We start from the raw sequence: 16039 nt of genomic DNA, 5'->3' as shown, positions 1-16039 counted from the left end.
CTCACATATTTTTCATCACTTGGAAACTAGGGCGAGTCACCTGATGATACTATTACAAAATAAACTGGCTCACATCTTTATTTTTAGCAATTGTCGCTAATTTCTCCTCTACATATTGAGGTGTTATCGTTACTTTTTCTAACGTAATTTCAGATGCTTCAAATGATAAATCTTCAAGAAGTTTCTCCATAATCGTATGAAGTCTTCTTGCTCCAATGTTATCCGTATCTTGATTAACTTGATAAGCAATCTCAGCAATCTTACGAATAGCTTCGTCAGAAAATTCAATTTCTATACCTTCAGTTGCCAACAGTGCTGCATATTGCTTCACTAAAGCATTGTCTGGCTCAATAAGAATTTTCACAAAATCATCTACTGACAATTTTGTCAATTCCACTCTTATCGGAAATCTCCCTTGCAATTCCGGAATCAAATCAGACGGTTTCGACATATGAAATGCGCCGGCTGCAACAAATAAAATATAATCTGTTTTTACTGATCCATATTTTGTAGCAACATTTGACCCCTCTACAATCGGTAAAATGTCACGTTGCACACCTTCACGTGATACGTCTACGCTATTCGACTGCTTACCAGCAATTTTGTCAATTTCATCAATAAAAATAATTCCGAGCTGTTCAGCACGATAAACAGCCTCTTGTGTAACTTCATCCATATCAATTAAGCGCTGTGCTTCTTCATTTGTCAAGACTTTTCTTGCTTCTTTTACAGAAAGTTTTCGTTTTTTTGTTTTTTTCGGCATAAAACTTCCTAGTGCATCTTGGAAATTCATCCCCATTTGTTCCATTCCGGTTCCTTGTAACATATCAAACATGGATGACTGTTGTTCTGTTACTTCAATGGATACAATTTCCTCTTCAAGTAATCCAGCAGCAAGTTGCTTTTCAACTTCTTGACGTTTCTTTTCGATTTCTGTATCACCTTGTGATTCAGATGTTTGATTTACATTTTGATTTCCACCAAATAACATTTCTAATGGATTTTTGAATCCTGTTTGTTTTTGGGGACTTGGCACTAAAATTTCAACAAGGCGTTGATTTGCTTGCTCTTCCGCCTTATCTTTCACCTTTACCATCATCTCTTCTTTCACAATACGAACAGACGTTTCAACAAGGTCTCGCACCATAGATTCTACATCACGACCGACATATCCAACCTCTGTGAATTTTGTCGCTTCAACCTTAATAAAAGGAGCTCCAACAAGCTTCGCCATACGTCGTGCTACCTCTGTTTTCCCGACACCTGTCGGACCGATCATTAAGATGTTTTTCGGCGCAATTTCATCGCGCAAATCTTCCGGTAACTTACTGCGACGATATCGATTTCGAAGCGCAACCGCAACCGCTTTTTTCGCGTCTTTTTGACCAATGATATATTGATCTAATTTTTCCACAATTTCCCGCGGAGTAAAATGTAAATGCATATAAAATGCCTCCCTTACGATTCTACAATTCTTCCACAATTATGTTGTGATTTGTATATACACAAATATCGCCAGCAATCTCTAAACTAGCTTTCGCGATTTCTTTTGCCGTTAAATGTTCGCTCGCATGCCTTTTTAATGCGCGTCCTGCAGCTAATGCATAATGGCCACCTGAACCAATTGCTAAAATACCATCATCTGGTTCTATTACTTCTCCTGTACCCGAAACAAGAAGTAAAGTCGTTTCATCCATAACGATAAGCATCGCTTCTAATTGACGCAGCATTTTGTCACCCCGCCATTGCTTTGCCATTTCAACTGCAGCTCGTTGTAGATTCCCATTATACTCTTCTAATTTCCCTTCAAACATTTCAAAAAGAGTAAATGCATCTGCAACGGATCCTGCAAAACCTGCTAACACTTTTCCTTGAAATAATTTTCGAACTTTGCGAGCAGTATGCTTCATTACAACGGCGTTCCCAAGTGTCACCTGTCCATCACCAGCCATGGCGCACTTTCCATTATGATGAATTGCAAATATCGTTGTAGCATGGAAATTTCCCATAGAAAAAACTCCTTTTATATGTTTTTCTCGCTTTACAAGCAATTTATGCTCGTGGGTGATGCTTCATGTAAACAGAACGTAATCTTTCTTTCGAAACATGCGTATAAATTTGTGTCGTTGATAAATTTTCATGACCTAATAGCTCTTGTACCGCGCGTAAATCCGCACCTTCATCAAGCATATGCGTCGCAAATGTATGCCGCAGCATATGTGGACTAATTCGCATTGTAAGAGAAGTCTTCTTAATTAGCTCATTTAAAATATAGCGTACACCTCGATCTGTTAACGGCATCCCCTTCGCATTTAAAAACACCATTTGAGAGTATTCCTCTGTTTTTTTAGCTAATTTTTTTCTCCCGTTTTCTATATAAGTAATTAAAGCATCTTGTGCATAACTTCCGAACGGAATATATCTTTGTTTTTTCCCTTTTCCCATCACCAAAATTGTTCCTACTGAGAAATCAATATCTGTAAGCTTTAAAGTCACACATTCACTCACGCGAATTCCCGTTGCATACATAAGTTCTAATAACGCTTGATTTCTTTGCCCTAGCGGCGTCTTCGTATCAGAAACTTCAAATAAGTTCTCTAGCTCTTCAGCGTATAAAAATTTTGGGATTGACCATTCTTTTTTTGGGAGCGACGCAAGTGCAAACGGATTATCTTCTCGGTATCCTTCACGCATCAAAAAACGATATAAACTTCGTAAGCTTGATACTTTCCTTGCGACAGATTTACGGGCTAATTTTTCATCGTGCAATGTTGTTAAATACAACCGAACATCGACGTATGTAACATCTAAAAAAGAGGATATACCTTCTCGTTCCATAAATTGCACAAAATGTTCTAAATCGTTTTGATAACTTGCAATTGTATATTTTGAATAATTTCTTTCAATTTGTAAATATCCAACGAATAATTGTAACAATTTCTTCACATTCACACAAATCACCCCAATAAAGGCTACTAAATCGTATCACAACTCAGTAGCCTTTGCAAGAAATTTAACTAAATATTTACAAAATTTTGAATTGTTTCTAAAGCACGTGTTGCGTATGCTTCATTGCGCTCTTGTTTCTTTTTAATTTTCTTTTCTAGCGGTGCAAATAGACCGAAGTTTGCATTCATTGGTTGGAAATTTTTCGCGTTTGTCGAAGTAATGTAATTCGCCATACTTCCCATTGCTGTCACAGTTGGTAATACAACAGGTTCTTCTCCTTTAAGAAGACGAGCTGCATTAATACCCGCTAATAAACCTGAAGCTGCAGACTCTACGTATCCCTCTACCCCAGTCATTTGACCAGCAAAGAATAAATCATCACGATGTTTATATTGATACGTTGGACGAAGTAACTTTGGCGAATTAATAAATGTATTGCGATGCATAACGCCATAGCGTACAATTTCTGCGTTTTCAAGACCTGGAATTAACTGTAATACCTCTTTTTGCGGTCCCCATTTTAAATGTGTTTGAAAACCTACAATATTATATAGTGTTCCCGCTGCATCATCTTGACGTAATTGAACAACCGCATAAGGTGTTTTACCTGTCTTTGGATCTTCTAATCCGACCGGTTTCATCGGTCCGAACAATAATGTTTGTCTGCCTCTTGCTGCCATCACTTCAACTGGCATACATCCTTCAAAGAAAATTTCTTTTTCAAACTCTTTTAATGGTACTGTCTCAGCAGCAATTAACGCATCATAGAAACGGTTGAATTCGTCTTCTGTCATTGGACAGTTTAAATACGCCGCTTCTCCTTTATCGTATCGAGATTTTAAATATACTTTATTCATATCAATACTATCTTTTTCTATAATTGGTGCAGCCGCATCATAAAAATAGAAATAATCTTCACCCGTCAGCTCTTTTAATTGCGCTGCAAGAGCTGGAGATGTAAGTGGACCTGTCGCAATAACAGTTGGCCCTTCTGGTATTTCTGTAATCTCTTCATTCATGACAGTTACGTTTGGATGATTCTTCACATATTCTGTTACCTTTGCTGCAAACTCGTGACGATCTACAGCTAATGCTCCTCCTGCTGGTACAGAACATTCATCAGCTGCGCGAATAATGACAGAGTCCATTCGGCGCATTTCCTCTTTAATAACTCCCACTGCGTTTGTTAATGTATTCGCACGAAGTGAATTACTACATACTAATTCAGCGAATTTATCTGTATGATGAGCTGGCGTTTGCTTTACAGGTCTCATTTCATATAAATGGACTTGGATACCACGTTTTGCAATTTGATAAGCTGCTTCACTTCCCGCAAGACCCGCTCCAATGACGTTTACTACTTGTGTTGTCATATATATCTATCACCTTTCCTTTTCTTTCCCGAAAAAAATGTGAGCAGTTACGCTCACATTTGTTGTTCTTCTTCATAATCACACGAAATACATTGTACCTGAACGCCTTTTTTCAACTTTTTCTCTACAAGCATTCCTTCACATTTTGGACATTTACGGCCAATTGGCTTATCCCAGGATACAAAGTCACATTCTGGATATGTACTACATCCATAGAAAAGTCGTTTCTTGTTATTGCTTCGACGTTCAATAATTTGTCCTTTTTCACATTTTGGACAAGTTACACCGATTTCTTTTACAATCGGCTTTGTATTACGACAATCTGGAAAATTCGAACAAGCCATAAACTTCCCATATCTACCCATTTTAAAGACCATTGGGTGACCGCATAATTCACAGTCTTCCCCAGCTGGTTCGTCTTTAATCTCTATTTCACGCATTTCCTTCTCCGCTTTCTCTAAATGCGGCTCAAAGCCTGTATAGAAATCATCGACAATTGTTACCCAATTTGCTTTTCCTTCTTCTATCTCATCGAGATTTTGCTCCATATTGGCAGTGAATTCGATATTAATAATTTCTGGGAAAAACTCTAACATAAGTTCAGTTACAATTTCACCTAGTTCAGTAGGAACAAATCGTTTATTGTCTAATGCAACATATCCCCGCTTTTGAATTGTTTCAAGCGTTGGCACATACGTTGATGGTCTTCCAATTCCAAGTTCCTCAAGTGTGCGAACGAGACGTGCTTCTGTATAACGCGGTGGCGGCTGTGTAAAATGTTGCTTCGGTTCTACATCTTTTGAGAATACCGTTTCTCCTACTTCTAAAGGTGGCAACATCTTATCTTTTTCTTCCGCACCATCATCTTTTGATTCCACATACACTTTCATAAACCCTGGGAATTTCACTACAGATCCACTCGCACGGAACTGAACATCATTATTAATGAGCTTTGCTGTAACAGTATCCATTATAGCAGATGCCATTTGACTTGCAACAAATCGCTCCCAAATTAATTTATACAAACGATATTGATCTCGGCTTAGAAAACTTTTCAATTCATCCGGTTTTCTCATTACAGAAGTTGGACGAATTGCTTCATGCGCATCTTGTGCATTCGCTTTTTTTGTTTCCTTCTTCTTCCCTGTTCCTATGTATTCTGAACCAAATGCATCAGCGATGTAAGAACGTGCTTCTTCTTGCGCAGTTTCAGAGATACGTGTTGAATCTGTTCTCATATACGTGATGAGACCTACCGTTCCTTGCTTTCCGATGTCCATCCCTTCATACAGCTGCTGTGCAAGCATCATTGTTTTCTTCGCCCGCATATTTAACTTGCGTGCGGCTTCTTGCTGTAATGAAGATGTTGTAAACGGTAAAGCCGGATTACGTTTTCGCTCTTTTTTTGTTACATCTTCAACCGAAAACGCATTATCTTTTATTTTTCCAATTATATCTTTTACTTGCGCTTCATTCGTCAGCTGAACTTTTTCACCATTTACACCGTAAAAAGCTGCTTCAAATGTTTCTTTCCCTTTGACAAATTCTGTTTTAATTGTCCAGAACTCTTCAGGAACGAAACTTTGAATTTCTCGTTCACGCTCAATGATTAACCGAACCGCTACAGATTGTACGCGCCCTGCACTTAATCCTTTTTTCACTTTCTTCCATAATAAAGGACTAATATTATAGCCAACAAGACGATCTAGTATTCGTCTCGCCTGCTGTGCATCTACTAAATCCATATTGATTGCACGAGGGTGTTTAAAGGACTCTTTTATTGCATCTTTCGTAATTTCATTAAACACAACTCGGCAGTCGGACTCAACGTCAACATTTAACGTGTTTGCTAAATGCCAAGCAATCGCTTCTCCCTCGCGATCTGGATCGGCTGCGAGATAGACTTTCTTTGCTTTTTTTGCCGCTGATTTTAACTCTTTTAAAACGGGACCCTTACCACGAATGGTAATATACTTTGGAGTAAAGTTATTTTTTACCTCTATCCCCATTTGACTTTTAGGTAAATCGCGTACATGTCCCATAGACGCGACAACTTTGTATTTTTTTCCTAAATATTTTTCAATGGTCTTCGCCTTAGAAGGCGACTCCACGATTACAAGGTAATCTGACATGCTAGTGCCTCCTTAAGAGGTGGATTCAAGTCTTCATTAATCTTATTGATTTCTCTTGTTTTTGTCAATCAAGAATGAGTATACCATACAGTGCCAATCTATCATTTGTCAATAATTGTTTAATAAAAACATAAAAATATACGGTTAATTTACAAATTCTTCGAGTATATCTGTTGCGTTTTGAACAAGTTTTGCCCCTTGCTGAATTAATTGATTTGTTCCACATGCACTCTCTACAAATATAGGGCCTGGCAGTGCAAATACCTCTCTATTTTGCTCTAAAGCAAAGTCGGCAGTAATAAGTGAGCCACTTCTTGATTTCGCCTCTATAACTAAAATCCCTTTACAAAGCCCACTTATAATGCGATTTCTTTTAGGAAAATACCATTTTTTCGGCGGATAATGTGGCGGATATTCAGTTAATAGCAACATTTGTTTTTTCCACATTGTATACAAACGATCATTTTCTTTCGGATACATATACTGCAATCCATGTCCTAACACCGCAATAGTCGCTCCTTCCTGCTCTACTGCAATTCTATGAGCCATTGTATCAATTCCGCTTGCAAATCCGCTCACAATTAACCACCCTTTATTTATCAGTGGTTGTAAAATAGATTGTATGCTTTCTTTTGAATATAAAGACGGCTTTCTTGTCCCAACTACTGCGAATGGATTCATTTTCTTTAAATACTCCCTTCGTCCTTTCCCATACAAAATAAAAGGAGGGTCTGGTATTTCTCTTAATAAACGAGGATAATCTTTATCCCATATCGTGACATAAAACATTTGATTTTTTTCTAAATGCTGCATACATTGCGGGGGTGTTGATGTTTGAAGGAAATTTACAAGTTCAAATGATAGCTTTGAGGATAATCCTATATACTGTTCAAATTGTTCCGGACTAAATTTATAAACATCTCTTAACTGCGGATCCATTTGGAGCAATTTTTTTAATACTTTCCAATGGTCTGCTAAAAAATAGTGCAAATGGAGTAATCGTTCTCGCTTCATAAACATTCTCCTTACCCATAATTTTTATTATGTAAACAAAAAATAGGTAAAAAGACACCCTCAATGAGAAGGTGCCTTTCAAAAAGATCAGTAGTTTTTACAAGTTTCAAATAATCCCTTTTCTTTCAAAACAGAGATTAATGTTTCACCCATTACAGCTGGCGTTTCAGCAACTTTAATACCGCATGCTTCCATTGTTTTAATTTTTTCAGCAGCTGTTCCTTTACCGCCAGAAATAATCGCACCAGCATGACCCATACGCTTACCTGCTGGTGCTGTTTGACCGCCAATGAAACCGACAACAGGTTTTGTCATATTTGCTTTTACCCATTCAGCAGCTTCTTCTTCTGCTGTTCCACCGATTTCGCCAATCATAATAACTGCATGTGTTTCCTCATCTTCATTAAATGCTTTTAATGCATCAATAAAATCAGTACCATTAACAGGGTCTCCTCCAATACCTACAGCAGTTGATTGACCAATTCCTGCTTGCGTTAATTGATGCACAGCCTCATATGTTAATGTACCAGAGCGAGACACAATACCTACATGGCCTTTTTTATGAATATACCCTGGCATAATACCAATCTTACACTCGTCTGGCGTAATAATACCAGGACAGTTCGGTCCAAGTAAACGCGTATGTTTACCTGCCATATATTTCTTCACTTTTACCATATCTAATACAGGAATTCCTTCTGTAATACATACAACTAAATCAAGTTCTGCATCAACAGCTTCCATAATTGCATCCGCTGCAAAAGCAGGTGGAACGTATACAACAGAAGCATTCGCACCCGTCGATTTCACTGCATCTTCTACTGTATTGAATACAGGTACACCTTCGATTTCTGTACCACCTTTACCAGGTGTAACACCACCGACAATTTTTGTACCATATTCAATCATTTGTTTTGTATGAAATAGACCTTGAGAACCAGTAATACCTTGAACAATAACTTTTGTATCTTTATTAACTAATACGCTCATTTTTCTCCCCCGCTTTCTATTAGCCCACTAGTGAAACAATTTTTTGCGCACCGTCTGCCATAGATTCTGCTGCAACAATATTTAAGCCAGATTCATTTAAAATTTTCTTACCTAATTCTACATTCGTACCTTCTAGACGAACAACAAGTGGTAATTCTAATCCTACTTGTTTCGTTGCTTCAACAACGCCTTCTGCGATTACATCACATTTCATAATGCCACCAAAAATATTAACAAAAATACCTTTTACGTTTTTGTCAGAAAGAATAATTTTGAATGCTTCTGTAACTTTTTCAGCTGTAGCGCCACCACCAACATCTAAGAAGTTAGCTGGGTCCCCATGATAATGCTTAATAATATCCATTGTGGCCATCGCTAAACCAGCACCGTTAACCATACAACCGATATTTCCATCTAAAGGAATATAGTTTAAATCATATTTAGAAGCTTCAATTTCTTTTGGATCTTCTTCATCAAGATCACGAAGCTCTAAAATGTCTTTATGACGATATAATGCGTTCGAATCAAAATTTAATTTCGCATCTAGTGCCATAACTTTACCGTCACCTGTTGTAACAAGTGGGTTAATTTCCGCAATAGAGCAATCTTTTTCGATAAATACACGATATAAGCCCATCATAAACTTCACAGCTTGTCCAACAAGCTCTTTTGGGATATTAATATGAAATGCGATTCGGCGCGCTTGGAAGCCTTGTAAGCCTACTGCCGGATCGATATATTCTTTAAAGATTTTTTCTGGTGTTTTTGCTGCTACTTCTTCAATTTCTGTTCCACCTTCTTCAGAAGCCATTAAAACAACTTGAGAAGTTGCACGATCTAACACAAGACCTACATAATATTCTTTTTTAATGTCGCATCCTTCCTCGATAAGTAAGCGTTTTACTTCTTTACCTTCAGGACCTGTTTGATGCGTAACAAGCGTACTACCTAAAATATTTTCCGCATATGTACGAACTTCATCTAAATTTTTCGCAACTTTTACACCGCCGGCTTTGCCGCGTCCACCAGCGTGAATTTGCGCTTTTACTACACATACGTCTGTGCCTAATTCTTTCGCTGCTTCTACAGCTTCTTCTACTGTAAATGCAACCTTCCCGTTCGGAACGCTAACCCCATAGCTTCTAAGGATTGCCTTACCTTGGTACTCATGGATATTCATGGTCCCATCCTCCCCTGTTTTCCTGTTTTACTCAAAAAGTTTTTTAATGTTTAAAAAACATTACATTGCCATTGTATAAAATGATTGCCACCATGTCTACAATAAAGTGTCAGAAAACTGAAATCGCTTTATTCTTTTTGAAAAATAGTAATGTTTATATACGAAAATAAAAAAATAAGCTGTAGATTCACAGCTTATTTTTTATCATGTCTTTAATGGGAGCAAAGGTTTTGCGGTGCTCTTCTAGCACTCCGTATGTCTCAATTGCTTCTAAATGTTGTTTCGTACCATAACCCATATGTTTTTCGAAACCATACTCAGGATATGTTTTGCCAAGCTCTTTCATCATTCGATCACGAGTAACCTTTGCAATAATGGAAGCTGCAGAAATAGAAATACTTTTCGCATCTCCTTTCACAATCGATGTTTGAGGGATCGATGTCGGCAGTTTCATCGCATCGATTAATAAATGCTCCGGTGCATAAGATAAATTGGCAACCGCATCTAACATTGCTTGTTTCGTCGCTTGATAAATATTAATTTCATCAATCACTTGAGGCGAGACAATCCCAATGCCAATTGCAATCGCCTTCTCTTTAATCTCATCATAAAACAGCTCACGTTTCGCTTCACTGAGCTTTTTCGAGTCATTTAGCCCCGGTATATAGAATTCCTCTGGAAGAATGACAGCAGCCGTTACAACAGGTCCAGCTAAAGGACCTCTTCCAACTTCATCTATGCCGGCAATATAGGAAATCCCCTGCTTGCGTAATGCATTTTCATATTTAGACATTTCTAGAAATTGTTCTTTCTCTTCTTGCATTTTCTTTTTCTGTTTTCGCCATTTGGAAATTGCATTTTGAATTCCTTTACGCTCATCTTTTAATAATATTTGAAAACGCTCATCCTCTTCCGTTACAATGTCTTGCAATAAACAACTTGCTTCTTTAATCGTCCATTTTTCCATACTCTATGCCCTCCTTTTTGAAACACTCAAAAAGAAAAGACGTACAACCGCACGCCTTCTTATGCTTCTTCTGCAAATTCCTCCGGTGATTCAAATGTCATTCTTCCCAGTTTACCACCGCGAAGTTCACGAAGAATAAGCTCTGAAGTCTTATCATAATCAATAAGTCCGCCACCCATTAAGCAGCCTCTATTTTTTCCAATTGCATCAAATAGTTCAACAATATCTTCTGGAATATCTTCTAATTTATAACGCTCTTTTAAACGTTCTGGATAATGTTTCTCCATAAAACGAAGAGCATAAACTGCCACGTCTTGTAAGTTTAAAATGGAATCTTTAATAGCACCAGTCGTTGCAAGACGAAGTCCAACTAATTCATCTTCAAATTTCGGCCATAAAATTCCTGGCGTATCTAATAACTCCATTTCTTTACCAACTTTAATCCATTGCTGTGCTGTTGTTACCCCTGGACGGTCGCCAGTTTTTGCAATGTTTTTCTTTGCTAACTTATTAATGAGTGTCGATTTACCGACATTTGGGATACCAACAATCAATGCACGGATTGCTCTTGGTTTAATTCCTTTCGCAATCATTTTATCGAACTTTTCCTTTACAAGCTCTTTACATGCAGCTGTAATCTCTTTCATACCTTGTCCAGCTTGAGCGTTGATTGAAATTGCCTTATGGCCTTTTTCTTCAAAATATGTAATCCATTGTTTAGTGAGACGATCATCCGCCATGTCTGCTTTATTTAAAACAACTAACCTTGGTTTATGTGTAATGATTTCATCAATCATTGGGTTTCGAGAAGATAAAGGTAAACGTGCATCTACTAATTCAATTACAACATCGATTAACTTTAACTTTTCTGTTACTTGGCGTCTAGCTTTTGCCATATGCCCTGGAAACCATTGAATTGCCATGTTGCCACCTTCTTTTTTGTTTATTTCACAATACGTGCATCTTTTAACGGCCAGTATAATACATTTGCTTTTCCAATTACTTGATCCATTTTAATTGTTCCGATGCTGCGACTATCTTTACTAAAACGACGATTATCACCTAATACAAATAATTGATCTTTTGGAACAGTTTTCTTACCTGTAATTTCTTCAAGTTTGAAATCATATGTAAGCGGCGCATCAACAAGCTGTTTTTTCTGTTTCTCTAAGTATGGTTCCTCATAAGGTTTTCCATTTACATATAGTGTATCATTGCGATATTCGATTTCATCACCCGGTAAGCCAATAACACGTTTAATATAATCCTTATCTTCCGTTGCTTGGAATACAATAATATCAAAACGGTTCGGTTTACCGATGTGATATCCAATTTTATTCACAATCATTCGATCCCGATCATGAAGTGTTGGTGACATCGAAACACCATCTACGAGAATTGGCGCAAAGAAAAACTGCTTAATAACGCCCGCTAATACAACAGCGATCAAAATTGCTTTGATCCATTCCCAAAGCGAACTTTTTTCCTTTTTCATGTATAACCCCTCCACAATTCTATAAGCTGCTCGTATTATATCAAAATCTATATAGATTGGAAAAAGGGAGCTTGTGCATTTACAAGCTCCCATACATGTCTTATCGAATTTCTTTAATACGTGCTGCTTTACCGCGAAGGTTACGTAAGTAGTATAACTTAGCACGACGTACTTTACCACGGCGAAGTACTTCGATTTTCGCGATTCTTGGTGTGTGAATTGGGAATGTACGTTCAACACCTACACCGTAAGAAATTTTACGAACTGTGAACGTTTCACTAATTCCGCCACCACGACGTTTAATTACAACACCTTCAAAAATCTGAATTCTCTCACGAGTACCTTCAACTACTTTTACGTGTACACGTAAAGTGTCACCAGGACGGAATGAAGGTAAATCAGTTTTTAATTGGCTTTTTGTAATTTCTGCAATTAATTGTTGCATATTCAATTCTCTCCTTTAAACAGATGCTCTTATAAAGTCATTCATAAATTACAGCGGAACATCGTTAATATAGCTACTGCCTTCAGTAGCACAAATGTTATAATAGCACATTGCTAGGCCTGTTGCAATAGAAAATATATGAAGTTTTTATTGTTCTTCTTTGATTTGCTCAAGCCACATTTCTTCTTGTTTTGTTAGCTCGCGTCCTTCCAGTAAATCCGGTCTACGCGTATACGTACGACGCAACGATTCCTTATGGCGCCACTCATCAATTTTTTTATGGTTTCCTGACATAAGTACATCCGGCACCTTCATCCCGCGAAAATCAGCTGGACGCGTATAATGTGGATGTTCTAGTAGTCCAGTGCTAAAAGAATCTTCTACTTGTGAGTTTTGATTTCCTAATACTCCTGGTAAAAGACGTACAACGCTATCTGTTATGACCATTGACGCTAATTCTCCACCAGTTAATACGTAGTCACCGATGGAAATTTCATCCGTTACTAGATGCTCACGAATGCGCTCATCGTATCCTTCATAATGACCACATACGAAGATCACATGCTCTTCCTTAGCTAATTCTTCAGCTTTTTTTTGTGTGAACCTTTCCCCTTGTGGGCACATTAATACAACTCTTGGCTTTTTTGTTGTTTCTTTTGTTAAAGCTTCTACTGCATCAAATATAGGCTGGGGCGTTAATACCATACCAGCGCCCCCACCGTACGGATAATCATCTACACTATTATGCTTACTTGTTGTATAATCACGAAAATTTACGACACGAAGTTCAACCGCTTCTTTTTCTTGCGCTTTCTTTAAGATTGAAGACCCAAATACACCCGTGAACATATCTGGAAATAATGTTAAAATATCAATTTTCATCATAGCAATCCTTCCATTACATGAATGATTACTTGTTTTTGTTCCACATTAACTTGCAATACAATATCGTCAATGTATGGAATTAACAAATCTTGCCCTTTTGGACGCTTAATTACCCAAACATCATTCGCACCAGGAGATAAAATTTCCGTAATCGTCCCTAACTCTTCGCCATTTTCCGTTACAACTTTGCAACCGATCACTTCATGGTAGTAATATTCACCTTCTGCTAGTTCGCCCAATTGTTCTTCTGGTACTTTTAGCAGGGAACCTTTAAATTTCTCAACTTCATTTACATTGTTATATCCTTCAAATGTTAATAGGTCAAACGTTTTATGTTGACGATGAGATGTAACCTTTACCGGAAGAGGTTCAGTCCCTTTATCTCCCCATATGTACAATGTATTTCCAACTTTATATCGCTCTTCTGGGAAATCGGTACGAGAAATGACGCGAATCTCTCCTCTCACACCATGGGTATTTACAATTTTCCCTACATTAAACCATTTTGTCATAAACAGTATGTCACCTCTGGTTTCTATATAAATTCAGCATCTCCATTTTATATACGGAGCATACAAATTCTCTTTACATGTTAAAAAAGGGAGAGGAAATCACTCCTCGCCCTTTTTACGTTTATTTAATTTCCAGTGTTACTTTTTCATGATTATGATGTCCCACTGAATACAAGAGAGTTCGAATTGCTTTGGCAACTCGCCCTTGCTTGCCAATGACTTTTCCAACATCCTCAGGATGTACTGTTAATCGATACTTTATCTCTCCGCTGTGGAATTCCTGCATAACTTTTACATCTTCAGGATGATCTACAAGAGGCTTGACAATCGTTTCGATTAACCTTTCCATAGTCATGACCTCAATTACTTACCTTGTTTAGATAAGTGGAATTTCTCCATGATACCTTGGTTAGAGAAAAGATTGCGAACTGTATCAGATGGTTTCGCACCATTTCCTAACCATTTTAATGCTGCTTCTTCATCGATTTTTACTTCAGCTGGTTGAGCAACTGGATTGTAAGTACCGATTTCCTCGATGAAACGTCCGTCACGAGGAGAACGAGAATCTGCAACAACTACACGATAGAAAGGAGACTTCTTAGCTCCCATACGTTTTAAACGAATTTTAACTGCCATTTATAAAGCACCTCCGAATTTATTTCACACAGATAATTATATTAGCAAAAAGACTATTGCTTTGTAAAGTATTTTTTCTTAACAGAGCTATCTTTTTTCTCTTACATAAACGGAAACTTCAATCCACCTAGTCCTTTTTTCTTCCCTTTTTGCATGCCTGTCATCGTCTTCATCATCTTTTTCATGTCTTCAAACTGTTTGAGGAGACGATTAATTTCTTGTACAGTTGTACCACTACCTTTGGCGATGCGCTTTTTTCGACTAGCATTGATTATTTCCGGTTGTTCTCGTTCTAGTTTTGTCATAGAACGAATAATTGCTTCAATATGCCCAATTTGCTTGTCATCAACTTTTGCATTTTTGAGCCCTTTAATTTTGTTCGCACCAGGAAGCATTCCTAATAACTCATCAAGCGGTCCAAGTTGACGCACTTGTCCAAGTTGCTCAAGGAAATCATCCAGTGTAAACGAGAGCGTACGCATTTTTTGCTCCAGTTCTTTCGCTTTTTCTTCATCAACTGTAGCTTGCGCCTTTTCAATTAATGTTAGAACGTCACCCATCCCTAAAATACGAGAGGCCATACGTTCTGGATGGAACGGTTCAATGGCATCTAGCTTTTCGCCCATACCTGCAAATTTAATTGGTGTATTGGTTACCGCTTTAATAGATAGCGCCGCACCACCGCGCGTATCACCATCTAGTTTCGTCAACACAACACCAGTTAAACCTAACTGTTCATGGAAGCTTTTCGCAACATTTACCGCATCTTGTCCTGTCATTGCATCTACAACAAGGAAAATTTCATCAGGGTTCGCAATTTCTTTGACTTTTGCTAATTCATCCATTAGTTCTTCATCAATATGCAGACGACCTGCCGTATCAATTAAAACATAATCATGATGCTCTTCTTTTGCTTTAGCAATCGCTTGTTTTGCGATTTCTACTGGACTTACTTGATCCCCTAGCGAGAATACAGGCATGTCCAATTGTTTCCCTAATGTTTCAAGCTGTTTAATCGCTGCTGGACGATAAATATCCGCCGCAACAAGCATTGGTTTACGATTATGCTTTTTTCGAAGCAAATTCGCAAGTTTCCCTGTTGTTGTTGTTTTACCTGCACCTTGTAAACCGACCATCATAATGATAGTTGGCGGCTTATTTGCGACAGCAATTTTACTTTGCTCCCCACCCATAAGCGCTGTCAGTTCTTCCTGTACTACCTTAATGACTTGTTGGCCAGGTGTTAAACTTTTCATTACATCTTGTCCGACAGCGCGCTCAGACACACGCTTTACAAAATCTTTTACTACCTTAAAGTTAACATCCGCTTCTAAAAGAGCGAGACGAACTTCTCTCATCATTTCTTTCACATCGGCTTCGGAAACTTTTCCTTTGCCGCGGATTTTTTGCATCGTCTGTTGAAGTCGGTCGGCTAATCCTTCAAATGCCATATTGCCGCCC

17 protein-coding genes are annotated in these 16039 nt (G+C 37.9%); all 17 read right to left on the bottom strand.

Annotation, left to right across the window (positions count from 1 at the left end; all coding sequences use genetic code 11):
- Nucleotides 1-52 precede the first annotated feature (52 nt).
- The 17 genes from hslU to ffh all read right to left on the bottom strand — a co-directional run bounded on the left by hslU (nt 53) and on the right by ffh (nt 16029).
- On the bottom strand, nt 53-1444 hold the full coding sequence (hslU, locus tag MR058_RS13820) for an ATP-dependent protease ATPase subunit HslU (RefSeq protein WP_242144542.1): 1392 nt from the start codon (nt 1442-1444) through the stop codon (nt 53-55).
- Nucleotides 1445-1466: 22 nt separating this feature from the next.
- Nucleotides 1467-2009, bottom strand: a complete 543-nt coding sequence (gene hslV, locus MR058_RS13815; protein ID WP_242144541.1) for an ATP-dependent protease proteolytic subunit HslV — start codon at nt 2007-2009, stop codon at nt 1467-1469.
- 43 nt (nt 2010-2052) lie between these two features.
- Nucleotides 2053-2952 (bottom strand): tyrosine recombinase XerC, encoded by a 900-nt coding sequence (gene xerC, locus MR058_RS13810; RefSeq protein ID WP_242144540.1) that lies wholly within the window; start codon nt 2950-2952, stop codon nt 2053-2055.
- A gap of 65 nt (nt 2953-3017) precedes the next feature.
- On the bottom strand, nt 3018-4322 hold the full coding sequence (trmFO, locus tag MR058_RS13805) for an FADH(2)-oxidizing methylenetetrahydrofolate--tRNA-(uracil(54)-C(5))-methyltransferase TrmFO (protein WP_242144539.1): 1305 nt from the start codon (nt 4320-4322) through the stop codon (nt 3018-3020).
- 53 nt (nt 4323-4375) lie between these two features.
- Nucleotides 4376-6454, bottom strand: a complete 2079-nt coding sequence (gene topA, locus MR058_RS13800) for a type I DNA topoisomerase (RefSeq protein WP_242144538.1) — start codon at nt 6452-6454, stop codon at nt 4376-4378.
- A gap of 144 nt (nt 6455-6598) precedes the next feature.
- Nucleotides 6599-7468, bottom strand: a complete 870-nt coding sequence (dprA, locus tag MR058_RS13795) for a DNA-processing protein DprA (RefSeq protein WP_242144537.1) — start codon at nt 7466-7468, stop codon at nt 6599-6601.
- An 87-nt stretch (nt 7469-7555) separates the two neighbouring features.
- The gene (sucD, locus tag MR058_RS13790) at nt 7556-8458 is read right to left on the bottom strand and encodes a succinate--CoA ligase subunit alpha (RefSeq protein ID WP_242144536.1); all 903 of its coding nucleotides are present in this window, start codon (nt 8456-8458) and stop codon (nt 7556-7558) included.
- A 19-nt stretch (nt 8459-8477) separates the two neighbouring features.
- Nucleotides 8478-9638, bottom strand: coding sequence for an ADP-forming succinate--CoA ligase subunit beta (sucC, locus tag MR058_RS13785; protein WP_242144535.1), 1161 nt, complete (start codon nt 9636-9638; stop codon nt 8478-8480).
- A gap of 187 nt (nt 9639-9825) precedes the next feature.
- Nucleotides 9826-10605, bottom strand: coding sequence for a ribonuclease HII (locus tag MR058_RS13780; protein WP_242144534.1), 780 nt, complete (start codon nt 10603-10605; stop codon nt 9826-9828).
- Nucleotides 10606-10664: 59 nt separating this feature from the next.
- Nucleotides 10665-11528, bottom strand: coding sequence for a ribosome biogenesis GTPase YlqF (gene ylqF / locus MR058_RS13775; protein WP_012094932.1), 864 nt, complete (start codon nt 11526-11528; stop codon nt 10665-10667).
- Between the two features lie 20 nt (nt 11529-11548).
- The gene (gene lepB, locus MR058_RS13770; protein ID WP_242144533.1) at nt 11549-12100 is read right to left on the bottom strand and encodes a signal peptidase I; all 552 of its coding nucleotides are present in this window, start codon (nt 12098-12100) and stop codon (nt 11549-11551) included.
- Nucleotides 12101-12200: 100 nt separating this feature from the next.
- Nucleotides 12201-12545, bottom strand: a complete 345-nt coding sequence (gene rplS, locus MR058_RS13765; RefSeq protein WP_242144532.1) for a 50S ribosomal protein L19 — start codon at nt 12543-12545, stop codon at nt 12201-12203.
- A 147-nt stretch (nt 12546-12692) separates the two neighbouring features.
- Entirely contained in the window at nt 12693-13427 is a 735-nt protein-coding gene (trmD, locus tag MR058_RS13760; protein WP_242144531.1) for a tRNA (guanosine(37)-N1)-methyltransferase TrmD, read from the bottom strand.
- Nucleotides 13427-13942, bottom strand: coding sequence for a ribosome maturation factor RimM (gene rimM / locus MR058_RS13755; protein ID WP_242144530.1), 516 nt, complete (start codon nt 13940-13942; stop codon nt 13427-13429). The genes trmD and rimM overlap by 1 nt, the downstream gene beginning before the upstream one ends.
- Before the next feature lie 121 nt (nt 13943-14063).
- A complete protein-coding gene (locus tag MR058_RS13750; RefSeq protein WP_012094938.1) occupies nt 14064-14291 on the bottom strand; it encodes a KH domain-containing protein in 228 nt (75 codons plus the stop codon).
- Nucleotides 14292-14305: 14 nt separating this feature from the next.
- A complete protein-coding gene (rpsP, locus tag MR058_RS13745) occupies nt 14306-14578 on the bottom strand; it encodes a 30S ribosomal protein S16 (RefSeq protein WP_242144529.1) in 273 nt (90 codons plus the stop codon).
- A gap of 101 nt (nt 14579-14679) precedes the next feature.
- A complete protein-coding gene (gene ffh / locus MR058_RS13740; protein ID WP_242144528.1) occupies nt 14680-16029 on the bottom strand; it encodes a signal recognition particle protein in 1350 nt (449 codons plus the stop codon).
- Nucleotides 16030-16039: the final 10 nt, after the last annotated feature.

This window comes from Bacillus cereus group sp. BfR-BA-01430 (assembly GCF_022663115.1).
Lineage (GTDB): Bacteria > Bacillota > Bacilli > Bacillales > Bacillaceae_G > Bacillus_A > Bacillus_A cereus_BD.
The sequence above is the reverse complement of the archived record's forward strand: the minus strand, read 5'-3'. Positions and strand labels throughout refer to the sequence as shown.

Coding starts and splice junctions, on each gene's coding strand:
- topA (WP_242144538.1), bottom strand. CDS start 6,454: ATGTCAGATTACCTTGTAATCGTGGAGTCGCCTTCTAAGGCGAAGACC.
- ffh (WP_242144528.1), bottom strand. CDS start 16,029: ATGGCATTTGAAGGATTAGCCGACCGACTTCAACAGACGATGCAAAAA.
- sucC (WP_242144535.1), bottom strand. CDS start 9,638: ATGAATATCCATGAGTACCAAGGTAAGGCAATCCTTAGAAGCTATGGG.
- ylqF (WP_012094932.1), bottom strand. CDS start 11,528: ATGGCAATTCAATGGTTTCCAGGGCATATGGCAAAAGCTAGACGCCAA.
- sucD (WP_242144536.1), bottom strand. CDS start 8,458: ATGAGCGTATTAGTTAATAAAGATACAAAAGTTATTGTTCAAGGTATT.
- rplS (WP_242144532.1), bottom strand. CDS start 12,545: ATGCAACAATTAATTGCAGAAATTACAAAAAGCCAATTAAAAACTGAT.
- rimM (WP_242144530.1), bottom strand. CDS start 13,942: ATGACAAAATGGTTTAATGTAGGGAAAATTGTAAATACCCATGGTGTG.
- hslV (WP_242144541.1), bottom strand. CDS start 2,009: ATGGGAAATTTCCATGCTACAACGATATTTGCAATTCATCATAATGGA.
- MR058_RS13780 (WP_242144534.1), bottom strand. CDS start 10,605: ATGGAAAAATGGACGATTAAAGAAGCAAGTTGTTTATTGCAAGACATT.
- dprA (WP_242144537.1), bottom strand. CDS start 7,468: ATGAAGCGAGAACGATTACTCCATTTGCACTATTTTTTAGCAGACCAT.
- hslU (WP_242144542.1), bottom strand. CDS start 1,444: ATGCATTTACATTTTACTCCGCGGGAAATTGTGGAAAAATTAGATCAA.
- rpsP (WP_242144529.1), bottom strand. CDS start 14,578: ATGGCAGTTAAAATTCGTTTAAAACGTATGGGAGCTAAGAAGTCTCCT.
- trmD (WP_242144531.1), bottom strand. CDS start 13,427: ATGAAAATTGATATTTTAACATTATTTCCAGATATGTTCACGGGTGTA.
- trmFO (WP_242144539.1), bottom strand. CDS start 4,322: ATGACAACACAAGTAGTAAACGTCATTGGAGCGGGTCTTGCGGGAAGT.
- MR058_RS13750 (WP_012094938.1), bottom strand. CDS start 14,291: ATGGAAAGGTTAATCGAAACGATTGTCAAGCCTCTTGTAGATCATCCT.
- lepB (WP_242144533.1), bottom strand. CDS start 12,100: ATGAAAAAGGAAAAAAGTTCGCTTTGGGAATGGATCAAAGCAATTTTG.